Source organism: Gluconacetobacter entanii, assembly GCF_013155425.1.
GTDB classification, from domain to species: Bacteria; Pseudomonadota; Alphaproteobacteria; order Acetobacterales; family Acetobacteraceae; genus Novacetimonas; species Novacetimonas entanii.
Map to the genome: position 1 here is coordinate 44,908 of NZ_JABJWD010000010.1, position 22,717 is coordinate 67,624.

At 63.4% G+C, this 22,717-nt stretch carries 21 protein-coding genes and 3 tRNA genes; 21 read left to right on the plus strand and 3 right to left on the minus strand.

Annotated elements, in window-relative coordinates:
- Positions 1 to 8 precede the first annotated feature (8 nt).
- The 6 genes from sufC to HNH97_RS02680 are packed head-to-tail and all read left to right on the plus strand — an operon-like array spanning position 9 to position 4,630.
- Positions 9 to 782, plus strand: coding sequence for a Fe-S cluster assembly ATPase SufC (gene sufC, locus HNH97_RS02655; protein WP_110094230.1), 774 nt, complete (start codon positions 9 to 11; stop codon positions 780 to 782).
- On the plus strand, positions 779 to 2,050 hold the full coding sequence (gene sufD, locus HNH97_RS02660; RefSeq protein WP_171789778.1) for a Fe-S cluster assembly protein SufD: 1,272 nt from the start codon (positions 779 to 781) through the stop codon (positions 2,048 to 2,050). The genes sufC and sufD overlap by 4 nt, the downstream gene beginning before the upstream one ends.
- Positions 2,050 to 3,300, plus strand: coding sequence for an aminotransferase class V-fold PLP-dependent enzyme (locus HNH97_RS02665; RefSeq protein ID WP_171789779.1), 1,251 nt, complete (start codon positions 2,050 to 2,052; stop codon positions 3,298 to 3,300). The genes sufD and HNH97_RS02665 overlap by 1 nt, the downstream gene beginning before the upstream one ends.
- Positions 3,301 to 3,324: 24 nt before the next feature.
- Entirely contained in the window at positions 3,325 to 3,753 is a 429-nt protein-coding gene (sufU, locus tag HNH97_RS02670) for a Fe-S cluster assembly sulfur transfer protein SufU (RefSeq protein ID WP_171789780.1), read from the plus strand.
- A gap of 6 nt (positions 3,754 to 3,759) precedes the next feature.
- Complete coding sequence (locus HNH97_RS02675) at positions 3,760 to 4,227, plus strand: SUF system Fe-S cluster assembly protein (RefSeq protein WP_110913009.1); 468 nt, start codon at positions 3,760 to 3,762, stop codon at positions 4,225 to 4,227.
- Between the two features lie 19 nt (positions 4,228 to 4,246).
- The gene (locus HNH97_RS02680) at positions 4,247 to 4,630 is read left to right on the plus strand and encodes a HesB/IscA family protein (protein ID WP_110913008.1); all 384 of its coding nucleotides are present in this window, start codon (positions 4,247 to 4,249) and stop codon (positions 4,628 to 4,630) included.
- A 118-nt stretch (positions 4,631 to 4,748) separates the two neighbouring features.
- Here the strand turns inward: HNH97_RS02680 and HNH97_RS02685 are convergent, their stop codons facing one another.
- The 3 genes from HNH97_RS02685 to HNH97_RS02695 all read right to left on the minus strand — a co-directional run bounded on the left by HNH97_RS02685 (position 4,749) and on the right by HNH97_RS02695 (position 8,282).
- A complete protein-coding gene (locus tag HNH97_RS02685) occupies positions 4,749 to 6,014 on the minus strand; it encodes a class I SAM-dependent RNA methyltransferase (RefSeq protein ID WP_171789803.1) in 1,266 nt (421 codons plus the stop codon).
- 29 nt (positions 6,015 to 6,043) lie between these two features.
- Positions 6,044 to 7,618 carry a DEAD/DEAH box helicase gene (locus HNH97_RS02690; RefSeq protein ID WP_171789781.1) on the minus strand — a complete coding sequence of 525 codons (1,575 nt, stop codon included), beginning with the start codon at positions 7,616 to 7,618 and terminating at the stop codon, positions 6,044 to 6,046.
- A 211-nt stretch (positions 7,619 to 7,829) separates the two neighbouring features.
- Positions 7,830 to 8,282 (minus strand): CopD family protein, encoded by a 453-nt coding sequence (locus HNH97_RS02695; RefSeq protein WP_171789782.1) that lies wholly within the window; start codon positions 8,280 to 8,282, stop codon positions 7,830 to 7,832.
- A gap of 219 nt (positions 8,283 to 8,501) precedes the next feature.
- Between HNH97_RS02695 and HNH97_RS02700 the strand changes: the two genes are divergently transcribed.
- From HNH97_RS02700 to nuoF, 15 genes are all read left to right on the plus strand, one after another.
- Positions 8,502 to 9,944: an NAD(P)H-hydrate dehydratase gene (locus tag HNH97_RS02700; RefSeq protein ID WP_171789783.1), complete on the plus strand. Its 1,443-nt coding sequence runs from the start codon at positions 8,502 to 8,504 to the stop codon at positions 9,942 to 9,944.
- A 78-nt stretch (positions 9,945 to 10,022) separates the two neighbouring features.
- Positions 10,023 to 10,107 (plus strand) — tRNA-Leu (locus HNH97_RS02705).
- A 97-nt stretch (positions 10,108 to 10,204) separates the two neighbouring features.
- A complete protein-coding gene (gene tig, locus HNH97_RS02710) occupies positions 10,205 to 11,542 on the plus strand; it encodes a trigger factor (protein ID WP_110913059.1) in 1,338 nt (445 codons plus the stop codon).
- Positions 11,543 to 11,816: 274 nt separating this feature from the next.
- Positions 11,817 to 12,452 carry an ATP-dependent Clp protease proteolytic subunit gene (locus tag HNH97_RS02715; RefSeq protein WP_110913005.1) on the plus strand — a complete coding sequence of 212 codons (636 nt, stop codon included), beginning with the start codon at positions 11,817 to 11,819 and terminating at the stop codon, positions 12,450 to 12,452.
- Positions 12,453 to 12,712: 260 nt separating this feature from the next.
- A complete protein-coding gene (clpX, locus tag HNH97_RS02720; RefSeq protein WP_110913003.1) occupies positions 12,713 to 13,972 on the plus strand; it encodes an ATP-dependent Clp protease ATP-binding subunit ClpX in 1,260 nt (419 codons plus the stop codon).
- Between the two features lie 190 nt (positions 13,973 to 14,162).
- Positions 14,163 to 16,658, plus strand: a complete 2,496-nt coding sequence (gene lon, locus HNH97_RS02725; protein WP_171789784.1) for an endopeptidase La — start codon at positions 14,163 to 14,165, stop codon at positions 16,656 to 16,658.
- A 168-nt stretch (positions 16,659 to 16,826) separates the two neighbouring features.
- Positions 16,827 to 17,129, plus strand: a complete 303-nt coding sequence (locus tag HNH97_RS02730; protein ID WP_265145679.1) for an HU family DNA-binding protein — start codon at positions 16,827 to 16,829, stop codon at positions 17,127 to 17,129.
- Between the two features lie 87 nt (positions 17,130 to 17,216).
- Positions 17,217 to 17,291, plus strand: a tRNA-Val gene (locus HNH97_RS02735).
- Positions 17,292 to 17,428: 137 nt separating this feature from the next.
- Positions 17,429 to 17,505, plus strand: a tRNA-Asp gene (locus HNH97_RS02740).
- Between the two features lie 317 nt (positions 17,506 to 17,822).
- Positions 17,823 to 18,188, plus strand: a complete 366-nt coding sequence (locus HNH97_RS02745) for an NADH-quinone oxidoreductase subunit A (RefSeq protein WP_110526121.1) — start codon at positions 17,823 to 17,825, stop codon at positions 18,186 to 18,188.
- 25 nt (positions 18,189 to 18,213) lie between these two features.
- Entirely contained in the window at positions 18,214 to 18,792 is a 579-nt protein-coding gene (locus HNH97_RS02750; protein ID WP_110094243.1) for a NuoB/complex I 20 kDa subunit family protein, read from the plus strand.
- Complete coding sequence (locus HNH97_RS02755; RefSeq protein WP_233042992.1) at positions 18,785 to 19,450, plus strand: NADH-quinone oxidoreductase subunit C; 666 nt, start codon at positions 18,785 to 18,787, stop codon at positions 19,448 to 19,450. Before HNH97_RS02750 ends, HNH97_RS02755 begins: the two co-directional genes overlap by 8 nt.
- 13 nt (positions 19,451 to 19,463) lie before the next feature.
- Positions 19,464 to 20,714, plus strand: a complete 1,251-nt coding sequence (locus tag HNH97_RS02760) for an NADH-quinone oxidoreductase subunit D (protein WP_110094244.1) — start codon at positions 19,464 to 19,466, stop codon at positions 20,712 to 20,714.
- A 5-nt stretch (positions 20,715 to 20,719) separates the two neighbouring features.
- Positions 20,720 to 21,376 (plus strand): complex I 24 kDa subunit family protein, encoded by a 657-nt coding sequence (locus HNH97_RS02765; protein WP_110094245.1) that lies wholly within the window; start codon positions 20,720 to 20,722, stop codon positions 21,374 to 21,376.
- A gap of 12 nt (positions 21,377 to 21,388) precedes the next feature.
- Positions 21,389 to 22,714: an NADH-quinone oxidoreductase subunit NuoF gene (gene nuoF, locus HNH97_RS02770; RefSeq protein WP_171789785.1), complete on the plus strand. Its 1,326-nt coding sequence runs from the start codon at positions 21,389 to 21,391 to the stop codon at positions 22,712 to 22,714.
- Positions 22,715 to 22,717: the final 3 nt, after the last annotated feature.

Sequence of the window (22,717 nt, forward strand, 5' to 3'; positions counted from 1 at the left end):
TTAGAGACGTGAGTAACGAATTTGTAAGGATCGACGGCCTGTGCGCCCGTATTTCGGATGCCGGGACGCCCAAGGAAATCCTGCGCGGTGTCGATCTGGAAATCCCCGCGGGCGAAGTCCATGCCATCATGGGCCCGAACGGGTCGGGCAAGTCCACCCTGTCCTATGTCCTCGCCGGGCGGGAGGATTACGAGGTCACGGGCGGGAGCGCATCGTTCAAGGGGCAGGACCTGCTGGCGCTCGAGCCGGAGGAGCGCGCGGCCCTTGGCCTGTTCCTCGCGTTCCAGTCGCCGGTGGAACTGCCGGGCGTGAACAACGCCAACTTCCTGCGCACTGCTGTCAACGCCGTGCGCCGCGCCCGCGGGCAGGAGGAACTTGACGCCGTCGGCTTCCTCAAGGCCGTGCGCAAGGAGACGAAGCACCTGTCCATGTCCGACGACATGCTCAAGCGCAACGTCAATGTCGGCTTTTCCGGCGGGGAGAAGAAGCGCAACGAGGTGCTGCAGATGCGCATGCTCCAGCCGTCCTTCGCCATCCTTGACGAAACCGACAGCGGGCTGGACATCGACGCGCTGCGTATCGTGGCCGAAGGCGTGAATTCCCTGCGTTCGCCCGATTTCTCGGCGCTTGTCATCACCCATCACCAGCGCCTGCTCGACTACATCGTGCCGGACCGCATCCATGTGATGGCCAAGGGGCGCATCATCCACAGCGGCGGCCCCGAACTGGCCCGCGAACTGGAGGCCCAGGGTTACGCCAAGTTCCTTGCGGAGGCGGCGTGAACGCCATCGCCCCGGTCGGGATCAGTGCGAGCGCCTTCCTCGGCCGGGGGAAAGGGGACCTGCCCGAACGCCGTGCGGCGGCAGCGTTCCTGACGCAGGCGGGCCTGCCGCGCGCGGGCGTGGAGGCATGGAAATACACCTCGCTTCGCACGCTGGCCGACGTGCCGTTCGCAACACCACCGGCGCAGGTGGACGCAGGCGAAGTCGCGCGCCTGCTGGCGACGGTGGAAACCGTCTCCGGCCTTGGTGCGGGAACGTCGCGCATCGTGCTGGTCAACGGGCGGCTTGATACGGCGCTGTCGCGGCTGCCGCAGGGCGTGCGGGTGGAGGCATTCGCCGCCCATCCTGCCTTTGCCGACTGGATCGATCCCTGCGGCGACGTGGGCACCACGCTCAACACCGTCATGGCGGAAGATGGCGCGGTCATCCATGTCGATGCGGGCGTGGATGCCGGTGCGCTGCTGCTGGTCAGCATCGGGATCAGCGCGGAAGGGACACCCATTTCCTTCCATCCGCGCCATCGCATCATCCTCGGTGCGGGCGCGCGCCTTGCGGTGCTGGAGGCAGCGGTCGGGACGGGCAGTTACCTGCATAATCCCGTGTTCGAGGTGCAGGTGGCCGATGGCGCGCGCCTGACCCATGCCCGCCTGCAGGCCGAAGGGCAGGAGGCGTCACAGATTGCCGTGACCCATGCGCAGGTGGCGTCAGACGGGCTGTATGACAGTTTCAACCTGACCCTTGGCGCGGCGCTGAGCCGGCATGAGGTGCATGCCGCCCTGCTGGGCGAGCGGGCCTGCGTGCATGTCAATGGCGCGCAACTGCTCGACGGGAAGCAGCATGGCGACCTGAGCAGCATCATCACCCATGCCGCCCCCAACTGCGTATCGCGCCAGACGGTCAAGAATGTGCTGGCGGGTCATGCGCGCGGCGTGTTCCAGGGTAAGATCCACGTGGAACGCATCGCCCAGAAGACCGACGGCTACCAGATGAACCAGGCGCTCCTGCTGTCGGATACGGCGGAAATCGACGCCAAGCCGGAACTTGAGATCTACGCCGATGACGTCAAGTGCAGCCATGGCGCGACGGTGGGTGCGATCGACCCGGACCAGCTTTTCTACCTGCGCAGCCGTGGCATCGCGCTGGCGGATGCGCGTTCGATGCTGATCCGTGCCTTCCTGCATGATGTGGTGCACCTGCTGGAGGATACGCGCCTGCGCGACAGCCTCGACCTTGCGGTCGAGGCATGGTGGAACCAGAGGAACGCGTGATGGACAAGACCCTCGTACAGGCGGTGGACCCGGCCGACGCCCTGCGGCACCTGCGGGCCGATTTCCCGATCCTGTCGCAGCAGGTGCATGGAAAGCCGCTCGTCTTCCTCGACAGTGCGGCATCGGCGCAGAAACCGCGTCAGGTCATCGATGCGATGGCCGATACGATGCGCACGCAGTACGCGAACATCCATCGTGGCCTGTACTGGATGAGCGAACGCACGACCGAGGCGTACGAGGCCGTTCGCGATCAGGTCGCGGCCTTCATCAATGCCGCGGGACGCGAGGAAATCGTGTTCACCCGCAACAGCACGGAGGCCATCAACCTCGTCGCGCAGTCCTATGGCGCGCTGCTGAAGCCGGGGCAGGCGGTCGTGATTTCCGAAATGGAGCATCACGCCAACCTTGTCCCGTGGCAGATGCTGCGTGATCGTGCCGGGATCGAATTGCGCGTCGCCGCCGTGACCGACAGCGGCGAACTGGACATGGACTCGCTATCAAGCCTGCTGGCCGATGGCAGGGTGGCGCTGGTGGCGATCACCCATATGTCCAACGTGCTGGGCACCGTGACCGACGCCCGCGCCATTGCGGACATGGCGCATGCGGCGGGTGCGCGCGTCCTGTTCGATGGCAGCCAGCTTGCGGTGCACCGGCGTGTGGATGTGCAGGCCCTCGACGCCGATTTCTATGTCGTGACCGGGCACAAGCTGTACGGGCCGACCGGAATCGGGTTCCTGTGGGCGCGGCGTGAACTGCTGGAGGCGATGCCGCCCTTCATGGGGGGCGGTGACATGATCTCCTCCGTCACGTTCGAGAAATCGACATGGGCGCCGGTCCCGCACAAGTTCGAGGCCGGAACCCCCGCCATTGTGGAGGTCATCGGCCTTGGCGCGGCGCTGTCCTATATCGAGGCCATCGGCTTTGCTGCGATCGGCGCGCATGAGGCGGCGCTGACGGAGCATGCGCTGGGACGTCTGGGCGAGGTCACGGGCCTGAATTTCGTCGGCACGGCACGGGACCGGGGTGGCGTCATTTCCTTTACGATGGATGACGTCCATCCCCATGACATCGCGACGCTGCTGGACCGTAACGGCATCGCCGTGCGGGCGGGCCATCACTGCGCCGAACCGCTGATGCGCCGGATGGGGCTGAGTGCGACGGCAAGGGCCAGTTTCGGGATCTACACCACGCGGGAGGAAATCGACGTCCTTGCGCGGACCCTTGAACAGATTCGCAAGTTCTTTGTGTGAGGGTGCGATGAGGCAGGGGAGTCAATGACACAGGGGGATCTTTACCGTCGTCTGGTTGTCGAACGCGCCCGCGCGCCCATGTTTGGTGGACAGGTGGCGGATGCGCAGGCACAGGGCGAGGGGACGAATCCGCTCTGTGGTGATCGGGTGCGACTGACGGCGTCGATGACGCCGGAGGGCCGGATTGCCGCCGTGCGCCATGAAACCCGTGGCTGTGCCATATGTGCGGCGTCGGCGGACCTGATGGCCGAACATGTCACCGGGCATGACGCCGCACAGGTGGCGGAACTGGGCACCGTGTTCGAGACCATGCTGAAAACCGGACAGCCTGCCGAGGGGGCAGGGGACCTCGCGGTGTTCGCCCCCCTGCACCAGCATCGTTCGCGCATTCGCTGCGCGACCCTGCCGTGGACCGCACTGAATGCCATGCTGAATGATTTGAAAGACAGGTAAAGCGTCATGGAAGTGAAATCCGACGATACGCGATCCGCCCCGGAACAGCAGGAGGCGAAGGAGCCTGCCTCTTTCTCGCTGGAGGAAGGGCATGCCCCTGCGAAGGAGGGCGACGTCATGTCCGTCTGGACCCCCGATGGCGCACAGCCTGTCGCCCCTGCGGCCGACGGCATGGTATCGGAAGATGCGGTGATCGAGGCGATTGCGACGGTCTATGACCCGGAAATCCCGGTCAACATCTATGAACTGGGGCTGATTTACGCCATCGACCTGCATGATGACGGCACCGTCAAGATTGAAATGACGCTGACGGCCCCCAACTGTCCCAGTGCGCAGGAACTTCCGGCGCAGGTGAAGGAAGCGGTCGAAAAAATTGACAGGGTCAGCACCGCCACGGTGGAGATCGTGTGGGATCCGCCGTGGGACATGTCGCGCATGAGCGAGGATGCCCGCCTGACCCTGAACATGTTCTGATCCACGGGGAAATACAGCCATGACAACGCATACCGATGCTGCTGCCTCCGCCACGTCGCCCGCGCGCCGTGAACTGCCGCCGCTGATGACCCTGACGGAGCGTGCGGCGAAACGTCTTGCCTCGCTCTACGCCAATGCCCATGCCGGGCAGTTGCTGCGGATCGCCATTTCAACCAAGGGCTGTTCAGGCCATGCCTATGACATGTCTTTCGTGGACGAGGCGGGGCCGGGGGACGAAGTTGTCCGCGACCATGGCGTGACCGTGCTGGTGGACCGCAAGGCGACGCTGTTCCTGATCGGTTCGGTGATGGATTACGAGGTCAAGCAGCTTGAATCCGGCTTTACCTTTTCCAACCCCAATGAAAAGGGGCGCTGTGGTTGCGGCGAAAGCTTCCACGTCTGAATGACCGGGTAAAGAATCGATGTTTTTGAGGCCGCCTTTTTTAAAAGGCGGCGGTTTCTGGTGAAGCTTTTTGGAAAAAGCTTCACCAGAAACTTTTATCTGCTCCGGAAAATATTCCTCAACGCCGACGTGGCGGGGGCGGACGGGTGAACAGGCAGACGCTTTCCACCTCGGTGGACCACAGGAACTGGTCGATGACCGTGACACGTTCCAGCCTGTATCCTGCCTGCAGCAGGCTCGCCGCGTCGCGCCGCAGAGCCGTGGGGTTGCAACTGACATAGATGACACGCAGCGGCTTGCCGTCGATGATCTGCTGCAACTGCGCACCTGCCCCGGCATGGGGCGGGTCCAGCACGACCGCGCCGGCCTTGGCAAGGGTCGTGCCCATGACCGGCTGGCGGTTGAGGTCATTGTGGAACGCCTGCACCCGCGTGCCGCCACTGGCCTGCTTCAGGCAGGCAAACGCCGCCGCATCCCCTTCATACGCCATGACCCGCGCCCGTTCGGCCAGTACGAAGGACAGTGTGCCACATCCGGCATAAAGTTCGATGATGTCGCCCCTGATCCGCTTGGTCGGCAGGGCGTCAAGGACCGCCTGACGGATTGCATCCTCGCCCGCCCGACTGGGCTGGAGGAAGGCACCCGGGGGCGGGGCCGTGCGCACACCACAGAATTCGTGCCACACGCCTGCCGTCTGCGCCGCGGTTTCGGGGGTGTCATGGCTGCCAGGAGGGCGCCATGAAATCCTCGGGATACGGTGCGTGCCCGCGAACTGCGCCAGAATCCGGCGGTCGTCGGGACCTGGCGGCCCGTCGGTAGCGAGCAGCAGGTCCGGTCCGCTGTCGAGCATGTTGATCTGCAGGTCGCCCCCACGCCGCACCGCAGGCAGCGAGTGCAGCATCTGCCGCAGCGGGGCAAGCAGCGCGAACAGCGCGGGTTCCAGAACATGGCACTGCGTCATGTCCACGACCGCGCCACGCCTGCGATGCAGTCCGAGTATGATGCCCTGTTCCGCACGGGCGAAGGCAAGGTCCACCCGCCGCCGGGTCATGGGCGCACCCTGCCATGACGTGACGGGCACCGGATCCGCGTACCCTGCGGCGTGCAGGGCGCGCAGGACCGTGTCCGTCTTCCACCGCAGGGACAGGGGCAGGGACATGTACTGGACGGAACACCCGCCGCATTGCCCGAACAGGTTACAGACCGGGGCAACCCGGTCGGCACTGGGATGGATCACCGTTTCCAGTTGCCCCCTGCCGTCACCCGTCGGGATGATGGTGACATCCTCCCCGGGAAGGGTGCCTGCCACGAACAGGGGCGCGCCATCAGGCAGGCGTGCAAGACCGTGCCCTTCCGCGCCAAGGGCATCGATATGAACCTGCATGATTTCAGACACGGGCAAAGTCTTTCGGGTCAGTCCGACCGGTTTTCATCCTCGGGCGCGGGCACGACGGGCGTCGTGCGGCGGGGAAGCAGCATGAAGGCCGGGATGTCGCCACCAAACCCGGTCTGGACCCGGTCGCTGCCGTGATCTTCGCGCGCAGGAGTCGCGGCGGGGGCGGCAGCACGGCGCGCAGGCGGCGGGGCGGCCGGTGTCGCGGCCTTGCGCGATTCGGCTGCGGGCTTGCGCGGGGCAGGGGCGGCGGGTGCGGCCGTGCGCTGTTCCGCCGGTTTGGCCCCACGCTTGCGCCCACGTGGGCGCGGTTCGTCGGACCATTCCGCCTGGTCGATTCCCTTGACCTCCAGCCGCGTGATCGGCTTGCCGGTCAGCTTTTCGATCGCCTCGGCCAGTGGCTGTTCATAGGGCGTGGCAAGGCTGTAGGCATGGCCGGTACGGCCCGCGCGGCCCGTGCGGCCGATGCGGTGGACGTAATCCTCCGCATGGAACGGCAGGTCGAAATTGAAGACATGCGACAGGCCACCGATGTCGATCCCGCGCGCGGCAATGTCGGAGCAGACGAGGATCTTCAGTTCGCCCGACTTGAACGCCTCCAGCGTGGAGAAACGCACCGACTGCGGCAGGTCGCCATGCAGCGCACCGGCGGAGAATCCGTGCTTGATGAGGGATTTGCACAGGACATCGACGTCACGCTTGCGATTGCAGAAGACGATCGCGTTCTGCATGTCGCTCTCACGCAGCAGCTTGCGCAGGGCGCGGCGCTTGTCGTCCTCCTCGACGATCACCAGACCAGTCTCGATGGTCGAGGCGACGGAGGAGGGACGGCTGACGGTGATTTCCTTGGGATTGTGCAGGAACATGTCCGCAAGGCGGCGGATTTCCGGGGCCATCGTGGCGGAGAAGAACAGCGTCTGGCGCAGTGGCGAAAGCATGCTGACGATCTTCTCGATATCGGGGATGAACCCCATGTCGAGCATGCGGTCGGCCTCGTCGATGACCAGCAGCTTTGTCTGCGTCAGCAGAAGCCCGCCACGTTCGAACAGGTCGATCAGGCGGCCCGGCGTCGCGATCAGCACATCGACGCCACGGTTGAGGACCTCTTTCTGCTCCGCCATGCTTTCGCCACCGATCAGCAGCGCGTGGGTCAGCTTGAGGTGCTTGCCATAATTGACGAAATTTTCCGCCACCTGCAGCGCGAGTTCACGCGTCGGCTCCAGGATGAGCGAACGCGGCATGCGGGCGCGGGCGCGTGACCCGGACAGGATCTCCAGCATGGGCAGGGTGAAGGACGCGGTCTTGCCCGTGCCCGTCTGCGCCACGCCAAGGACATCGCGCCCCATCAGGACATAGGGGATCGCCTGCGCCTGGATGGGCGTGGGATGGCGATATCCCATCTCCTCGATCGCCTGCTGGATCGGCGCGGACAGGCCCAGTTCGGAAAACAGCGGCTGTGGCGCGTCTTCCGTTTCCGGGGGAGTAACGATTTCAATATCGGATATCGGCATGATGTCGCCTGCCGTCGCGGCAGCGCGCTGCCCCGCCTTGGCGGAACCGGCCCGAGCGGATGTTGTGTTCTTCTTGGCGCTCAAAATTCTCTCGAACGTGTCAGTGGTGAGGTCCCGTCCGGATTGCTACCATACCGCCTATCAGGTTACCGCGCCTGATCGCCTGCAGCAACGCAGGGGCCTGTGGACCAAGGGCGAATCCCTCGATTCCACACGTCCCCTGCCTATCCGCATCCCGTATGAAAATCAAGGATGTCGGTGCGCCCGTGTATCAGTCACGGGCATTTTCATGACATCAGAACGGATGGGCCAGCGACGCGGCCACGATGGTCAGCACGCCAAGGCCGATATTGATGAGGATCTGCGAACGGATCGAATCGAACATGGCGGGCTGCGGACGCAGTGCGCGGCGCACCTTCTGGTAGGGGCCGAAATAGATCCGCGCGAAGATCAGCGCCATCATCAGGCCAAGTAGCTGCATCAGGTTGATCTGCCACGGGATGGCGGCAAAGCCCCCTTCGTGGAAGATCATCAGCCACCCGGTCACCAGCACCATCGGCATGGTGTGCCAGACGATGCGGAAGAAGCGGTTGAGTGTCTGCAGGTGGACGGATGCACGCGGGGTGGGGTCAAGCAGGCCGAGACTCGGCTTGAGGACGAACACGGCATAGATCATGCCGCCCACCCATGCGGCCATGCCAAGAAGGTGAACGGCGAGCACAAGGCTCCAGATGATGGAGTGGGACATGACGCCTCCGGTTTTGGAAAACGATGGGATGGGCGAATGCGTCTCCGTCATGGCGCCCATCGGGAAAGCATGCACGGTTGTTTCCCGATTTCGCGTTCATAATGCAAGATATTGCATGCCACCGGGCATATTTCCGGCCGCATTTCGGGGCCCGTTTCCATCCTGCGGTCCCGGTCCGCGTGCTTTCGCCCTACAGTTCCGCTTCAGGGAGGACCGATCATGAATGACGCCGCTTACCGACTGCTGCTTCCCGATCCGGCGCAGATGGGCCGCGTGGATGCCCTTGCCGCGCGCGAGGTGCCGATTCGCACGTTGATGGAACATGCCGGGCGCGCGGTGGAACGCGCGGTGCGCCGCCATGTGCGGCCGTGCCGGGTCCTTGTGCTGTGCGGTCCGGGGAATAACGGGGGCGACGGGTATGTCGCCGCCCGGCGTCTGGCGCAGGCGGGATGGCCCGTCAGCATCGCCGCCCTTGCCCCGCCACGTCCGGGGGGCGATGCCGCCGCGGCCGCCGCGCTGTGGGACGGGCCGGTGGTGCCGTTCGAGGCCGCGCAGGTGGGACATTTCGATCTTGTGATCGACGCGATCTTCGGCGCGGGCCTGTCGCGCCCGGTGGAAGGGAATGTAGCGGACGTGCTGCGCGCGGCACGCCGCGTCGTCGCCATTGACATGCCCACAGGGGTGGATGGGGGTACCGGGGCAGTGCGTGGATACGCCCCGCAGGCGGAACTGACGGTGACGTTCTGCCGGCGCAAGCCGGGGCACCTGCTGCTGCCGGGGCGCGGCCTGTGCGGGCGGTGCGAGGTGGCGGACATCGGCATCCCCGAAAGCGTCGTGGGGCAGGCGGGCGTATGTACATGGCATAATGCGCCGGGCCTGTGGCAGGTGCCGCATTGCGGGATGGAGAGTTATAAATACAGCCGCGGCGTGGTCAGCATCTGCGGCGGCGCGCAGATGCCCGGTGCGGCGCGGCTTTCGGCGGGGGGCGCGCGCGGCAGCGGCGCGGGGCTTGTCCGGCTTGCGGTGGGGGCGGCGGCGGACCTGTACCGCATGCAGGCTCCGGCGGGGCTGATCGTGGATTCCGCCCCCTTGCCCGAACTGCTGCACGATGCCCGGCGCAGGGTCTGGGTCTGCGGGCCCGGCCTGACGGTGGAGGAGGTGGGCTCCGTCTTTCCCACGCTGGTGGAGGCGAAGCGGCAGGTCGTGGCGGATGCCGGGGCGTTTTCCATGGCGGCGGGTGATCCCGGACGCCTGCGCGGGGCGGCGGTGGTCACCCCCCATGCCGGGGAGTTCGCGCGCGTGTTCGGCCATCCGGGCGAGGACCGCCTGGCCGCCGCCCGTGCTGCGGCAGCCCTGATTGACGCGGTGGTGGTGATGAAGGGGCCGGACACGATCATCGCCGCCCCGGACGGGCGGGCCGCGATCAACGACCATGCGACGCCCGCGCTGGGCACGGCGGGGTCGGGCGATACCCTGACCGGGATCGTCGCCACCATGATGGCGGCGGGCATGCCCGCGTGGGAAGGCGCGTGTGCTGCCGTGTGGCTGCATGGGGAGGCGGCGATGCGCGCGGGGCCGTGGCCCGTGGCGGAACAGTTCGACCTCCATCTGGGTGCCGCGCGTGCAAAGGCCGAGGCGGAAGGGCAAAAAAAGCGGGGCTGAGAGGGCGTTATTCGGGTTCGCATCTTGCCCCCATGGCTACTCTGCGCTAAAGCCGCGCGCTTGTAGCTTGGGCAATGTGCGGGCGTGGTGGAATTGGTAGACACGCCAGATTTAGGTTCTGGTGACGCAAGTCGTGGGGGTTCAAGTCCCTTCGCCCGTACCAAAAAACCCCGGCAATTCGCGTTATGCGAGCAGACGTGGTGGCCCAACCGGCCTCTTGCGTTCTTTGATACGTTCTGACCGAGAGGATGGCCTGGCAGATGCAGGTTACTGAAACGCTTTCCGATGGCCTGAAGCGCGGTTTTACCGTCACGGTTCCGGCGCAGGAAATTGAAAGCAAGCGCACGGCGCGCCTGAAAGAAATTGGACAGTCCATGAAGCTGCCCGGGTTCCGTCCCGGCAAGGTGCCGCTGAGCATCGTCAAGCAGCGCTTCGGCACCGAGGTCCAGGGGGAAGTCCTGGAACAGGTCGTCGGCGACGCGACCCGCACGCTGCTTGATGAGCGCGGCCTGCGCCCGGCGATGCAGCCGAAGGTCGATATCGTCTCCGGCGGGGAGCCCGACAGCAAGGCCGACCTCGAATACACGCTTGCGTTCGAGGTACTGCCCGAAATCCCGGTGCCCGACCTGTCCACCCTGTCGCTGACGCGCCTGAAGTCCGCTGTCAACGCGGAGACGGTCGACAAGGCGCTGAAGGAAATTGCCAGCCGCCAGCGTGAGTTCGAGAAGATCACCGAGGACCGCCCCGCCGCAAAGGGTGACGTCCTGACGGTTGATTTCGTCGGCAAGATCGACGGTGTCGCGTTCGATGGCGGTTCCGCCGACGACGTGAATGTCGAGATCGGTGGCGCGGGCTTCATCCCCGGCTTCGCCGAGCAGCTTGAAGGCATGAAGGCCGGTGACGAAAAGGTGATCCACGTCACGTTCCCGGCCGATTACCAGGCCGAGAACCTTGCCGGCAAGGAAGCCACCTTCGATATCAAGGCGAAGGAACTCAAGCGTCCGGTCGAACCCGCGATCGACGATGAACTGGCCAAGAAGCTGGGCTTCGAGGGGCTGGAGCAGGTCCGTGAACTGATCACCAAGCAGGTGGAACAGGAATACGAGCAGCTTTCGCGCCTGCGCCTGAAGCGCGACCTGCTGGACCAGTTGGCGGAAAAGACCGCGTTCGACGCGCCTCCGGGCATGGTTGACGCCGAATTTACCCAGATCTGGAACCGTATCGAGGAAGACCGCAAGGCCGGCCGTCTCGATGACGAGGACAAGGACAAGGACGAGGACACGCTGCGCGCCGACTATCGCAAGATTGCCGAACGCCGCGTGAAGCTGGGCCTGCTGCTGGCGGAAATCGGCCGTGTCAACAACATCACCGTCACGCAGGACGAGATGATGCAGGCCATCCGCGCCGAAGCCATGCGCTATCCCGGCCAGGAACAGGCCGTGTTCGAGTTCTTTGGCAAGAACCCGCAGGCCGCCGACAGCCTGCGTGGCCCGATCTTCGAGAACAAGGTCATCGACTACATCGTCGAACTGGCGAAGGTCGAGGACAAGGAAGTGACGCCCGAGGAACTGGCCGAAATGCCGGAAGCCAGCGTCTGAGGTCGCGGTTTCAGGTCTTGCGGATGTCGGCAGGACGCGTAAGGATCGGATATGGTTCTTGCGTGTCCAACGACCTTCGTGATGGGGTCAGGCAGGCCGTGTTCGCATCATATTGTCTAAAATGACGGCAATGGGGTGGTATCTGGCGTGTTTGTCTCTATTTTGTCATAAGTAACCGGGAAAGGTCCGGCTGCTCCGTTTTGATGGCGCGCCCATGCACGCCAGAAAATCAGGGCAGGTCGGGCCTTTGCTTTTCAGGATCGGGAATATGGCTATGAGGGATCGCAATCCCGTCGAGATCTTCAATAATGCTCTTGTGCCGATGGTGGTCGAGCAGACCTCTCGCGGGGAGCGGGCATTCGATATCTATTCCCGCCTGCTGCAAGAGCGCATCATCTTTCTGACCGGGCCTGTGTACGACCAGGTGTCCGCCGTTGTGTCCGCGCAGCTTCTGTATCTGGAAAGCGTGAACCCGACGAAGGAAATCTCGTTCTACATCAACAGCCCCGGCGGAGTGGTGTCGGCTGGTCTCGCGATTTATGATACCATGCAGTATATCCGCAGCCCCGTCAGCACCGTGTGCATCGGGCAGGCGGCGTCGATGGGCTCGCTCCTGCTTGCAGGGGGGGAGAAGGGACGCCGTTTCGCGCTGCCCAATTCCCGCGTGATGGTGCACCAGCCGTCCGGCGGCGCGCAGGGGCAGGCCAGCGACATCGAGATCCAGGCGACGGAAATCCTGACCATCCGCAAGCGCCTGAACGAGATCTATGAAACCCACACCGGCCGCACGCTTGAGGAAATCGAGCAGAAGCTGGAACGTGACAGCTACATGTCGGCGGAAGAAGCCCGTGCGTTCGGCATCGTTGACGAAGTCGTGCGCAACCATGCTGCCGAAAAGGCCGCCGACTGATGCCCGGCGGGCATGGGGCATGATGCGCAGGTCGCGCGGGTGCCCGTGCCCGGTGGGCAGGATGAAAGACCCCGGCTGCGTCGCAGGCAACGCATGACGCAGGGGCGGGATCTTGTGATATGCGGGGAAGGGGAGCCAGCGCGCGGCGTGCGTTCCCCATCCTCAGGCGACCAGGCAGGCTGCGGCGTACCGGAAACGGGTGGCAGGTTCCGGTCGTCGGGAATGGACAGGTTCTCCCTTGCGGGGGAATAGGAGCGGTTATGAACAACAAATCCGGCGATTCCAAAAATACCCTTTATTGCTCGTTCTGCGGCAAGTCCCAGCACGAGGTCCGGAAGCTCATCGCCGGTCCCACCGTGTTCATTTGCGATGAATGCGTCGAACTGTGCATGGATATCATCCGCGAGGAGCACAAGACGCACCTGGTGAAGTCGCGCGATGGCGTGCCGACCCCGCGTGAGATCTGCAATATCCTCGACGACTATGTCATCGGGCAGATGCACGCCAAGAAGGTGCTGTCGGTCGCGGTCCACAACCATTACAAGCGCCTGGCCCACAGCCAGAAGAACAACGACGTCGAGATCGCGAAGTCGAACATCATGCTGATCGGTCCGACCGGGTCGGGCAAGACGCTGCTGGCGCAGACGCTGGCGCGGATCCTTGATGTGCCGTTCACCATGGCTGACGCCACCACCCTGACCGAAGCCGGTTATGTGGGCGAGGATGTGGAGAACATTATCCTCAAGCTGCTGCAGGCCGCCGACTACAACGTGGAGAAGGCGCAGCGCGGCATCGTCTATATCGACGAGATCGACAAGATCTCGCGCAAGTCCGACAACCCCTCCATCACCCGCGACGTCAGTGGCGAGGGTGTGCAGCAGGCGCTGCTGAAGATCATGGAAGGGACCGTCGCCTCCGTCCCGCCGCAGGGCGGGCGCAAGCACCCGCAGCAGGAATTCCTGCAGGTGGACACGACCAACATGCTGTTCATCTGCGGCGGCGCGTTCGCGGGCCTCGACAAGATCATCAGCGCGCGTGGCAAGGGATCGGGAATCGGGTTCGGCGCGGATGTGCAGTCCCCCGATGACCGTCGCACGGGTGCGATCCTGCGCGATATCGAGCCTGAGGACCTGCTGAAGTTCGGCCTGATCCCCGAGTTTATCGGCCGCCTGCCGGTCCTTGCGACGCTGGAGGATCTGGACGAGGCCGCGCTGATCGAGATCCTGACCAAGCCCAAGAACGCGCTGGTCAAGCAGTATGCGCGCCTGTTCCAGATGGAAGACGTGAAGCTGACCTTCTCCGAGGATGCGCTGAGTGCGATCGCGCAGCGTGCCATCGCGCGCCGCACCGGTGCGCGCGGCCTGCGCGCGATTCTGGAGAGCATATTGCTGTCGACGATGTTTGACCTTCCGGGCCTGAAGAATGTCGAGGAGGTCGTGGTCAACAAGGACGCGGCGGAAAACAAGGCCCCGCCGGTCTATGTCTATGGCAAGGCCGAACCGGAAGAGCAGTCCGCCTGATTGCGGCGCCGTACGCTCTTGGTAAAGCTTTTTCATCTTTGATGATGCATGTCATTTGCCCTTCGCTCACTTGTGTCAGTGAAGGCAAGTGACAACATGACTCATCAGGTCACCGCATGTGCGGTGTTACGGGTCCGCAGGCCGCGTGTCGGGTGTGGACCCGGGATCGTCCATCAGGAGGTCAAGTTACATGTCTGAATCCGAAAGAGTGGACCAGGTGCCGGGCACCCCCGAAAACACGGAAAAGAAAGTGCCGGTATCGGTGTCGTCCCACGAAGACCAGGACATCACCCCGCGTGAGAAGGACACGATGGCGGTCCTTCCGCTGCGTGATATCGTGGTTTTCCCCCATATGATCGTACCGCTGTTCGTCGGACGGGAAAAATCCGTCCGCGCGCTGGAAGCGGTCACGAAGAATGACAAGCAGATCCTGCTGGTGGCGCAGAAGAATGCCTCGCAGGATGATCCGTCCGTCGATGACATCTACCGTTATGGCACGGTTTCCACGATCCTGCAGTTGCTGAAGCTGCCTGACGGGACGGTCAAGGTGCTGGTGGAAGGTGGCCGTCGCGCGCGCATTTCCACGCTGCACGAGATCGACGGCCATTTCGAGGCCGAGATCGAGGAAGTGGCCGAGGAGGAAACCGACGGCAAGGAAGCCGAGGCGCTGGGCCGCACGATCATCTCCCAGTTTGAGCAGTATATAAAGCTGAACAAGAAGATCGCGCCGGAGGTGCTCGTCTCCCTCAACCAGATCGACAACCTGTCGAAGCTGGCGGACACGATTGCCAGCCACCTGAACCTCAAGATTTCCGAAAAGCAGGAAATCCTTGAAATCCAGGACGTCAATGCGCGTCTGGAGCGGGTCTTTGCCCACATGGAGGCCGAGATCGGTGTCCTGCAGGTGGAAAAGCGCATCCGCAACCGCGTCAAGCGGCAGATGGAAAAGACGCAGCGCGAGTACTACCTGAACGAGCAGCTCAAGGCGATCCAGAAGGAACTTGGCGAAGGCGAGGACGGCAAGGACGAGACCGCCGAGCTTGAGGAAAAGATCGCCAAGACCAAGCTGAGCAAGGAAGCCCGCGACAAGGCCGTGGCGGAACTGAAGAAGCTGCGGACCATGAGCCCGATGTCCGCCGAATCGACGGTGGTGCGCAACTACCTCGACTGGCTGCTGGGCATCCCGTGGAAAAAGCGTTCCAAGGTGCGCCACAACCTGCCCGAGGCGGAAAAGATCCTCGACACCGACCATTACGGGCTGGAGAAGGTCAAGGAACGCATCCTTGAATATCTGGCGGTGCAGAGTCGCGCGCAGAAGCTCAAGGGGCCGATCCTGTGCCTCGTCGGGCCGCCGGGCGTTGGCAAGACCTCGCTTGCGCGTTCGATCGCGAAGGCGACGGGGCGGCAGTATGTCCGCATGTCGCTGGGCGGGATGCGTGACGAGGCGGAAATCCGCGGCCATCGCCGGACCTATATCGGCTCCATGCCCGGCAAGATCATCCAGGGCATGAAGAAGGCGAAGACGTCGAATCCACTATTCCTGCTTGATGAGATCGACAAACTCGGCGCGGACTGGCGCGGCGATCCGTCCTCGGCCCTGCTCGAGGTGCTGGATCCGGAGCAGAACGCGACCTTTGGCGATCATTATCTTGAGGTGGATTACGACCTGTCGGACGTGATGTTCATCACCACGGCCAACAGCCTGAACATGCCCCAGCCACTGCTGGACCGCATGGAGATCATCCGCCTGTCGGGCTACACCGAGGACGAGAAGGTCGAGATCGCGAAGCGTCACCTCCTGCCCAAGCAGACCGAGGCCAACAACCTCAAGCCCGATGAATGGTCGGTCAGTGACGATGCGCTGCTTGAACTCGTGCGCAGCTACACCCGCGAAGCCGGCGTGCGTAACCTGGAGCGTGAGATCGCGACCCTTGCACGCAAGGCGGTGACGGAAATCGTGACGGGCAAGGTCAAGAAGGTCGCCATCACGAAGGACAACCTCGAGAAATATGCCGGGGTGAAGCGCTTCCGCCATGGCGAGACCGAGGCCGAGGACATGGTCGGTGTTGTCACCGGCCTTGCCTGGACCGAGGTGGGGGGCGAGATCCTGACCATCGAAAGCGTGATGGTGCCGGGCAAGGGCAACATCAAGCTGACGGGCAAGCTTGGCGACGTGATGAAGGAAAGTGTCGCGGCGGCGCTGTCCTATGTCCGCAGCAGGGCGGTGTCGTTCGGCATCAAGCCGACGCTGTTTGAAAAGCGCGACCTGCATGTGCACGTGCCCGAAGGTGCGACACCCAAGGATGGCCCGTCGGCGGGTATCGCCATGGCCACGTCCATCGTCAGCGTGATGACCGGCATCCCGGTGCGTCGCGATGTGGGCATGACGGGGGAGATCACGCTGCGCGGGCGCGTGCTGCCCATCGGCGGCCTGAAGGAAAAGCTGCTGGCGGCGCACCGTGCGGGCATCCGCACGGTCTTCATCCCCAAGGATAACGAAAAGGACCTCGTGGAAATCCCCAAGGTCGTGACCGCGGACCTGAAGGTGATTCCCGTCGCCCACGTGGATGAAGTGATCGCCAAGGCGCTGGTGCATGAACCGGAGCCCATCGAATGGGTGGAACCGCCCGAGGGCGTGCCCGCCAATCCTGCCTCCGAACCGGCGCTGGCGTCGCTACCGCACTGATCGGGCGTCCTGTCAAGCGTAGCAAAATTGTCATGGCAGGGGGGAATGACCGATTTTGTGGGTCATTCCCGCCCATCCCTCGGTTGACGTGAGAGAAAACAGCGGCATAGTGCAGGCAGAAAATGCGACGCGAAAAGCACGCGTGATAAAGCGGTCGCAGTCAGTTACATAGAAAGGCGTAAAATGGAGAAGCCACTTAACAAGCAGGAACTCGTTGCTGCTGTCGCCGAGAACGCCGACCTGGCAAAGGCAAAGGCGGGCGAAGTGGTCGATGCTGTGTTCGGCGCGATCGAAAAGGCCCTGTCCAACGGGCAGGAAGTTCGTCTGGTCGGTTTCGGTACGTTCGTGACCGCGACCCGCAAGGCCGCCAAGGGCCGCAACCCGCGTACGGGTGAAGAGATCGATATCCCGGCTTCGACCTCCGTGCGATTCAAGCCTGGCAAGAACCTGAAGGAAGCTGTAAGCAAATAAGCAGCTTGCGTCAGGTGAGGGGTGCTGGTCCACGACAGTGGATTACCGGCCCCTCGGTTTTGATGCGATTGTTTGATGCGATTACAGGGGCGATTAGCTCAGCGGTAGAGCGTCTCGTTTACACCGAGAGGGTCGGCGGTTCGATCCCGTCATCGCCCACCATGCAGTGCACTGCATGATATCCAGCCCGATCCCGTCATTGCGCCCTGTGGCAATGGTCCTGCGATCAGGTCACTTTCAGATGTCATCCCCTGTTGACGTCATCCGGATGGATCGGTAGAGATCCTTCCACACCCTGCGCGGGTGTAGCTCAGTTGGTTAGAGCGCCGGCCTGTCACGCCGGAGGTCGCGGGTTCGAGCCCCGTCACTCGCGCCATTCCCCCACACGGAAAATATAGCGTTCCTGACCCGCCCCGGCATGTGGCGCGGGGGGCCGCGTGTGGCCTTTTGGCGTGTGTTTCCGCCGAAAATTCCCGAACACAGAAATATGAAGACAACAAAAAGTTCCCGACAAGTAATGCGGGCGCAATGACTGTATTTCTGCGGTATTTCCTAACATCACGGTAATGTTCCCGCCCGGGTGCAGGGTAACCGTCTGTTCGGCCATGGGAGTTTGTGTCTAACTTCGCCCCAGCCATACAGAAGTCGCTCAAGACACGGATGGTTCAATCAACAAGGTTGGGGACGTGGGCCATGCATTCCGTCATCGCGGATTATTTCCCTGTACTGATATTCGGTGCGATCGCGGTTGTAATCGCGGGCGCCATGCTGGGAAGTTCGCTGCTTTTCGGCTGGCAGAAACCGTATTCGGAAAAGACATCCGCATATGAATGCGGTTTCGAGCCGTTCGATGACACGCGGCGGCGGTTTGACGTGCGTTTTTATCTTGTGGCGATCCTGTTCATTATTTTCGACCTGGAGGTGGCCTTCCTGTTCCCCTGGGCGGTCAGCCTGTCGCGGATCGGATGGTTCGGGTTCCTGTCGATGATGGGCTTCCTGGCGGTCCTCACGGTCGGCTTCATCTACGAATGGTGCAAGGGCGCGCTGGAGTGGGATTGAGGCAGCAGGGAAGGAGACAGGAAGCATGAGCAGCAATTCATCAGGGCAGGGCCGCCCGTCCGACAGCATCGCGTGGAATCGCGACATGCTGCCGCCGGGACCGGAACAGGACGCCGTCATCCGTGGCGTCACGGGCGAGATCACCGAAAAGGGGTTTGTCGTCGCCAGCCTCGACAAGATCGTGAACTGGGGCCGCACCGGCAGCCTGTGGCCGATGTCCTTTGGCCTGGCCTGTTGCGCGGTGGAAATGATCCACGCCTACATGCCGCGTTACGACCTTGACCGCATGGGCATCATCCCGCGCGGGTCGCCACGGCAGTCGGACGTGATGATCGTCGCGGGGACACTGACGAACAAGATGGCCCCGGCCCTGCGCCGTGTGTACGACCAGATGGCCGAACCGCGCTGGGTCATTTCCATGGGGTCCTGCGCCAACGGGGGCGGGTATTACCATTATTCCTATTCCGTGGTGCGTGGCTGTGACCGGATCGTGCCGGTGGATGTCTATGTCCCCGGCTGTCCCCCCACGGCGGAGGCGCTGATCTACGGCATCCTCCAGCTTCAGAAGAAAATCCGCAGGACAGGGACGATTCTCCGTGGCTGAATCCTCCAACACCCTGCCTGCGGTGCAGACGCAGGCGCAGGCATCGCTGGGATCGGTGGCGTTCACGCTGTCCACCACCGTGCCGGGCGTCATTTCCGCCGGGATCGAGGGCGGGGAACTCGTGGTGCGCACGACGCGGCCCTACCTGCTGGCGATCATGGGGATGCTGCGCGATGATCCGCGCTACTCGTGCGAGCAGATGATGGACCTGTGCGGCGTGGATTATCCCGACCGGGCGGAACGTTTCGACGTCGTCTACAACCTGCTGTCGGTCACGCATAACCACCGCATCCGCGTCATCGTGACCACGGACGAGACGCAGCCTGTCGCGTCGGTGCATCAGTTGTGGCCATCGGCGACCTGGTGGGAACGTGAATGCTACGACCTGTTCGGCATCCTGTTCTCTGACCAGCCCGACCTGCGGCGTATCCTGACCGATTACGGGTTCGAGGGATATCCGCTGCGCAAGGACTTCCCGCTGACCGGCTATGTCGAGACCCGTTACGACGAGGAACGGCGGCAGGTGGTCTATGAGCCGGTGCAGCTTAAGCAGGACTTCCGCAATTTCGACTTTGAATCCCCGTGGGAGGGCATCCTGACCCTGCCCGGTGACGAGAAGGCGCATGCGTTCCGCCAGAACATCAAGCGCCAGGAATAAGGGAAACCGAACGATGAGTGATGTGACCCTGGACCCGAACATTCCTGAGGCGCTGCTGCCGGAGGAAAGCGATGGCGACGTCCGCAAGCATGTTGTGGAAATCGACTCGCACGCGCTGAATTTCGGTCCCCAGCATCCGTCCGCCCATGGCGTGCTGCGCCTGATCCTGGAGATGGAGGGCGAGGTTGTCACCCGCGCCATCCCGCATGTCGGGCTGTTGCACCGTGGCACGGAAAAGCTGATTGAATACAAGACCTATCCCAAGGCGCTGCCGTATTTCGACCGGCTCGACTACGTCTCCCCCATGTGTGAGGAGCAGGCCTTCGCGCTGGCGACGGAAAAGCTGCTGAACATTGAAATCCCGGATCGCGCGAAATGGATTCGCGTCATGTTCGCGGAAATCACGCGCATCCTGAACCATATCCTCAACCTGACCTCCTTTGGTCTGGACTGCGGCGCGCTGACCCCCGCCCTGTGGGGGTATGAGGAACGCGAAAAGCTGCTGGAGTTTTACGAGGCCGCATCGGGCGCGCGCTTCCATGCCAATTACTTCCGCCCCGGTGGCGTCGCGCGCGACCTGCCTGCCGGGCTGGAGGAGCGCATCGCCCAGTGGACGACCGAATTCCCGCGCTGGATCGACGACCTTGAATCCCTGCTGACCAACAACCGCATCTGGAAACAGCGCACGGTCGGCATTGGCGTCTTCACCAGCGAACAGGCGCTGGCCTGGGGGTTCAGCGGGCCATGCCTGCGTGCGTCGGGCGTGCCGTGGGACCTGCGGCGTTCGCAGCCCTATGACAATTACGACAAGGTGGAGTTCAACGTGCCGGTGGCGCGCCAGGGCGACTGCTATGACCGCTATCTGGTGCGTGTCGCGGAAATGCGCGAAAGCGTGAAGATCGTCGAGCAGTGCCTTGCGCAGATGAAGCCCGGCCCGATCAAGGTCCAGGACCGCAAGATCGCCCCCCCGCCAAGGCGGGAGATGAAACGTTCGATGGAAGCCCTGATCCATCATTTCAAGCTGTTTACCGAAGGGTACCATGTGCCGCCGGGCGCGACCTATACCGCCGTCGAAAGCCCGAAGGGCGAATTCGGCGTCTATCTGGTCGCAGATGGCAGCAACCGTCCCTACCGGTGCAAGATTCGCCCCACCGGGTTCGCCCACCTGCAGGCCATGGACGTGATGGCGCGGCGGCACATGCTGGCCGACGCGGTTGCGATCATCGGTTCGCTGGATCTGGTGTTTGGTGAAATAGACAGGTGAACGATATGTCCGCGCAATCCAACACACCCCACGACGCGGAGCCTGCCGAATTCGCTTTCGACGCGGAAAGCGAACGGCAGATCGCGCAGATACTTGCCAAGTATCCCCCCGAACGCAAGGCAAGCGGCGTCATACCGCTGCTGTATGTGGTGCAGAAACAGATGGGCCGCCAGACCGGCAGCGCCTGGGTTCCCCGTGTTGCGATGGATGCGGTGGCCGAACGGCTGGAGATGGCGCCGATCCGCGTTTACGAGGTCGCGACCTTCTACCTGATGTTCAATACGAAGCCGATCGGGAAATACCACCTGCAGGTCTGCACGACGACGTCGTGCTGGCTGCGCGGGTCGGATGACGTGACGGCGGCGTGCAAGGCCGCGACCGGGATCGGGGCCTTTGGCGAAACCAGCGCGGACGGCATGTTCACGATGACCGAGGTGGAGTGCCTTGGCGCCTGCGCGAACGCCCCGATCCTGCAGGTTGATGATGATTATTACGAGGACATGGACGGCCCGCGCACGACCGAACTGATCGCCGCCCTGCGCCGTGGCGAGCGGCCGAAGCCCGGCCCGACCATAGATCGCATGGATTCTGCCCCCGTGGGGGGGCGCAAGACGCTGCTGGATACTGCGGGGCAGGGCACCGGCACGCAGGATAACGGGTAGGAAAGACGGGACATGCTTGAGGACAAGGACCGGATTTTTACCAATCTGTACGGTCAGAACGACTGGCGTCTGGCGGGTGCGCGGCAGCGCGGCGACTGGAACGACACGGCCGCCATTCTGGCGCGCGGGCGTGATGCCATCATTGCGGAAATGAAGGCATCAGGACTGCGTGGCCGTGGCGGGGCGGGGTTCCCCACGGGCGTGAAATGGTCGTTCATGCCCAAGACATCGGACGGGCGCCCGCATTACCTGGTGATCAACGGCGATGAATCCGAACCCGGCACCTGCAAGGACCGCGAGATCCTGCGTCACGACCCGCACAAGCTGATCGAAAGCGCGCTGATCGCATCCTTCGCAATGGGGGCGCACAAATCCTACATCTATATCCGTGGCGAGTTCTTCAACGAAGCGCGGCACCTCCAGCACGCCATTGACGAGGCGTACGAGGCTGGACTGATCGGTCCAAACGCTGCCGGGTCGGGATGGGATTTCGATTTCTACATCCATCGCGGCGCAGGTGCGTATATCTGCGGGGAGGAGACGGCGCTGCTCGAAAGCCTTGAGGGCAAGAAGGGCCAGCCGCGCATGAAACCGCCGTTCCCCGCGGCGATGGGCCTGTATGGCTGTCCCACCACGGTCAATAATGTGGAGAGCATCGCCGTCACCTCCACCATCATGCGTCGCGGGGCCGCGTGGTTTTCCGGGCTGGGCCGTCCCAACAACGCGGGCACGAAGCTGATGGCCATTTCCGGCCATGTGAATACGCCCTGCGTGTTTGAGGAAGAGCTCGGCGTGCCGCTCAAGGACATCATCGAAAAGCATGGCGGCGGTGTGCGTGGCGGCTGGGACAACCTGCTTGCGGTCATTCCCGGTGGCTGTTCGGTGCCGATGCTGCCGCGTGAGGTCTGCGACACGGTGCTGATGGATTACGACAGCCTGCGCGCCGAAGGGTCGGGCCTTGGCACGGCGTGCATGATCGTGATGGACAAATCCACCGACATCATCCGCGCCATCGCGCGTTTTTCACAGTTCTTCAAGCATGAAAGCTGCGGCCAGTGCACGCCGTGCCGCGAGGGCACGGGATGGATGATGCGTGTCATGCAGCGCATGGTCGAAGGCCGTGCGGAGATCGAGGAGATCGACATGCTCGAACAGGTAACGCGCCAGGTCGAGGGCCATACGATCTGCGCGCTTGGCGATGCGGCGGCGTGGCCCATCCAGGGGCTGATCCGGCGGTTCCGCCCGGTGATGGAGGAACGCATCCATGCCTACAAGGCCGCGCATGGCGGCGGCCGTCTGGTGCAGGTTCCCGCCGACCTGCCGACAGCGGCGGAGTAAGGG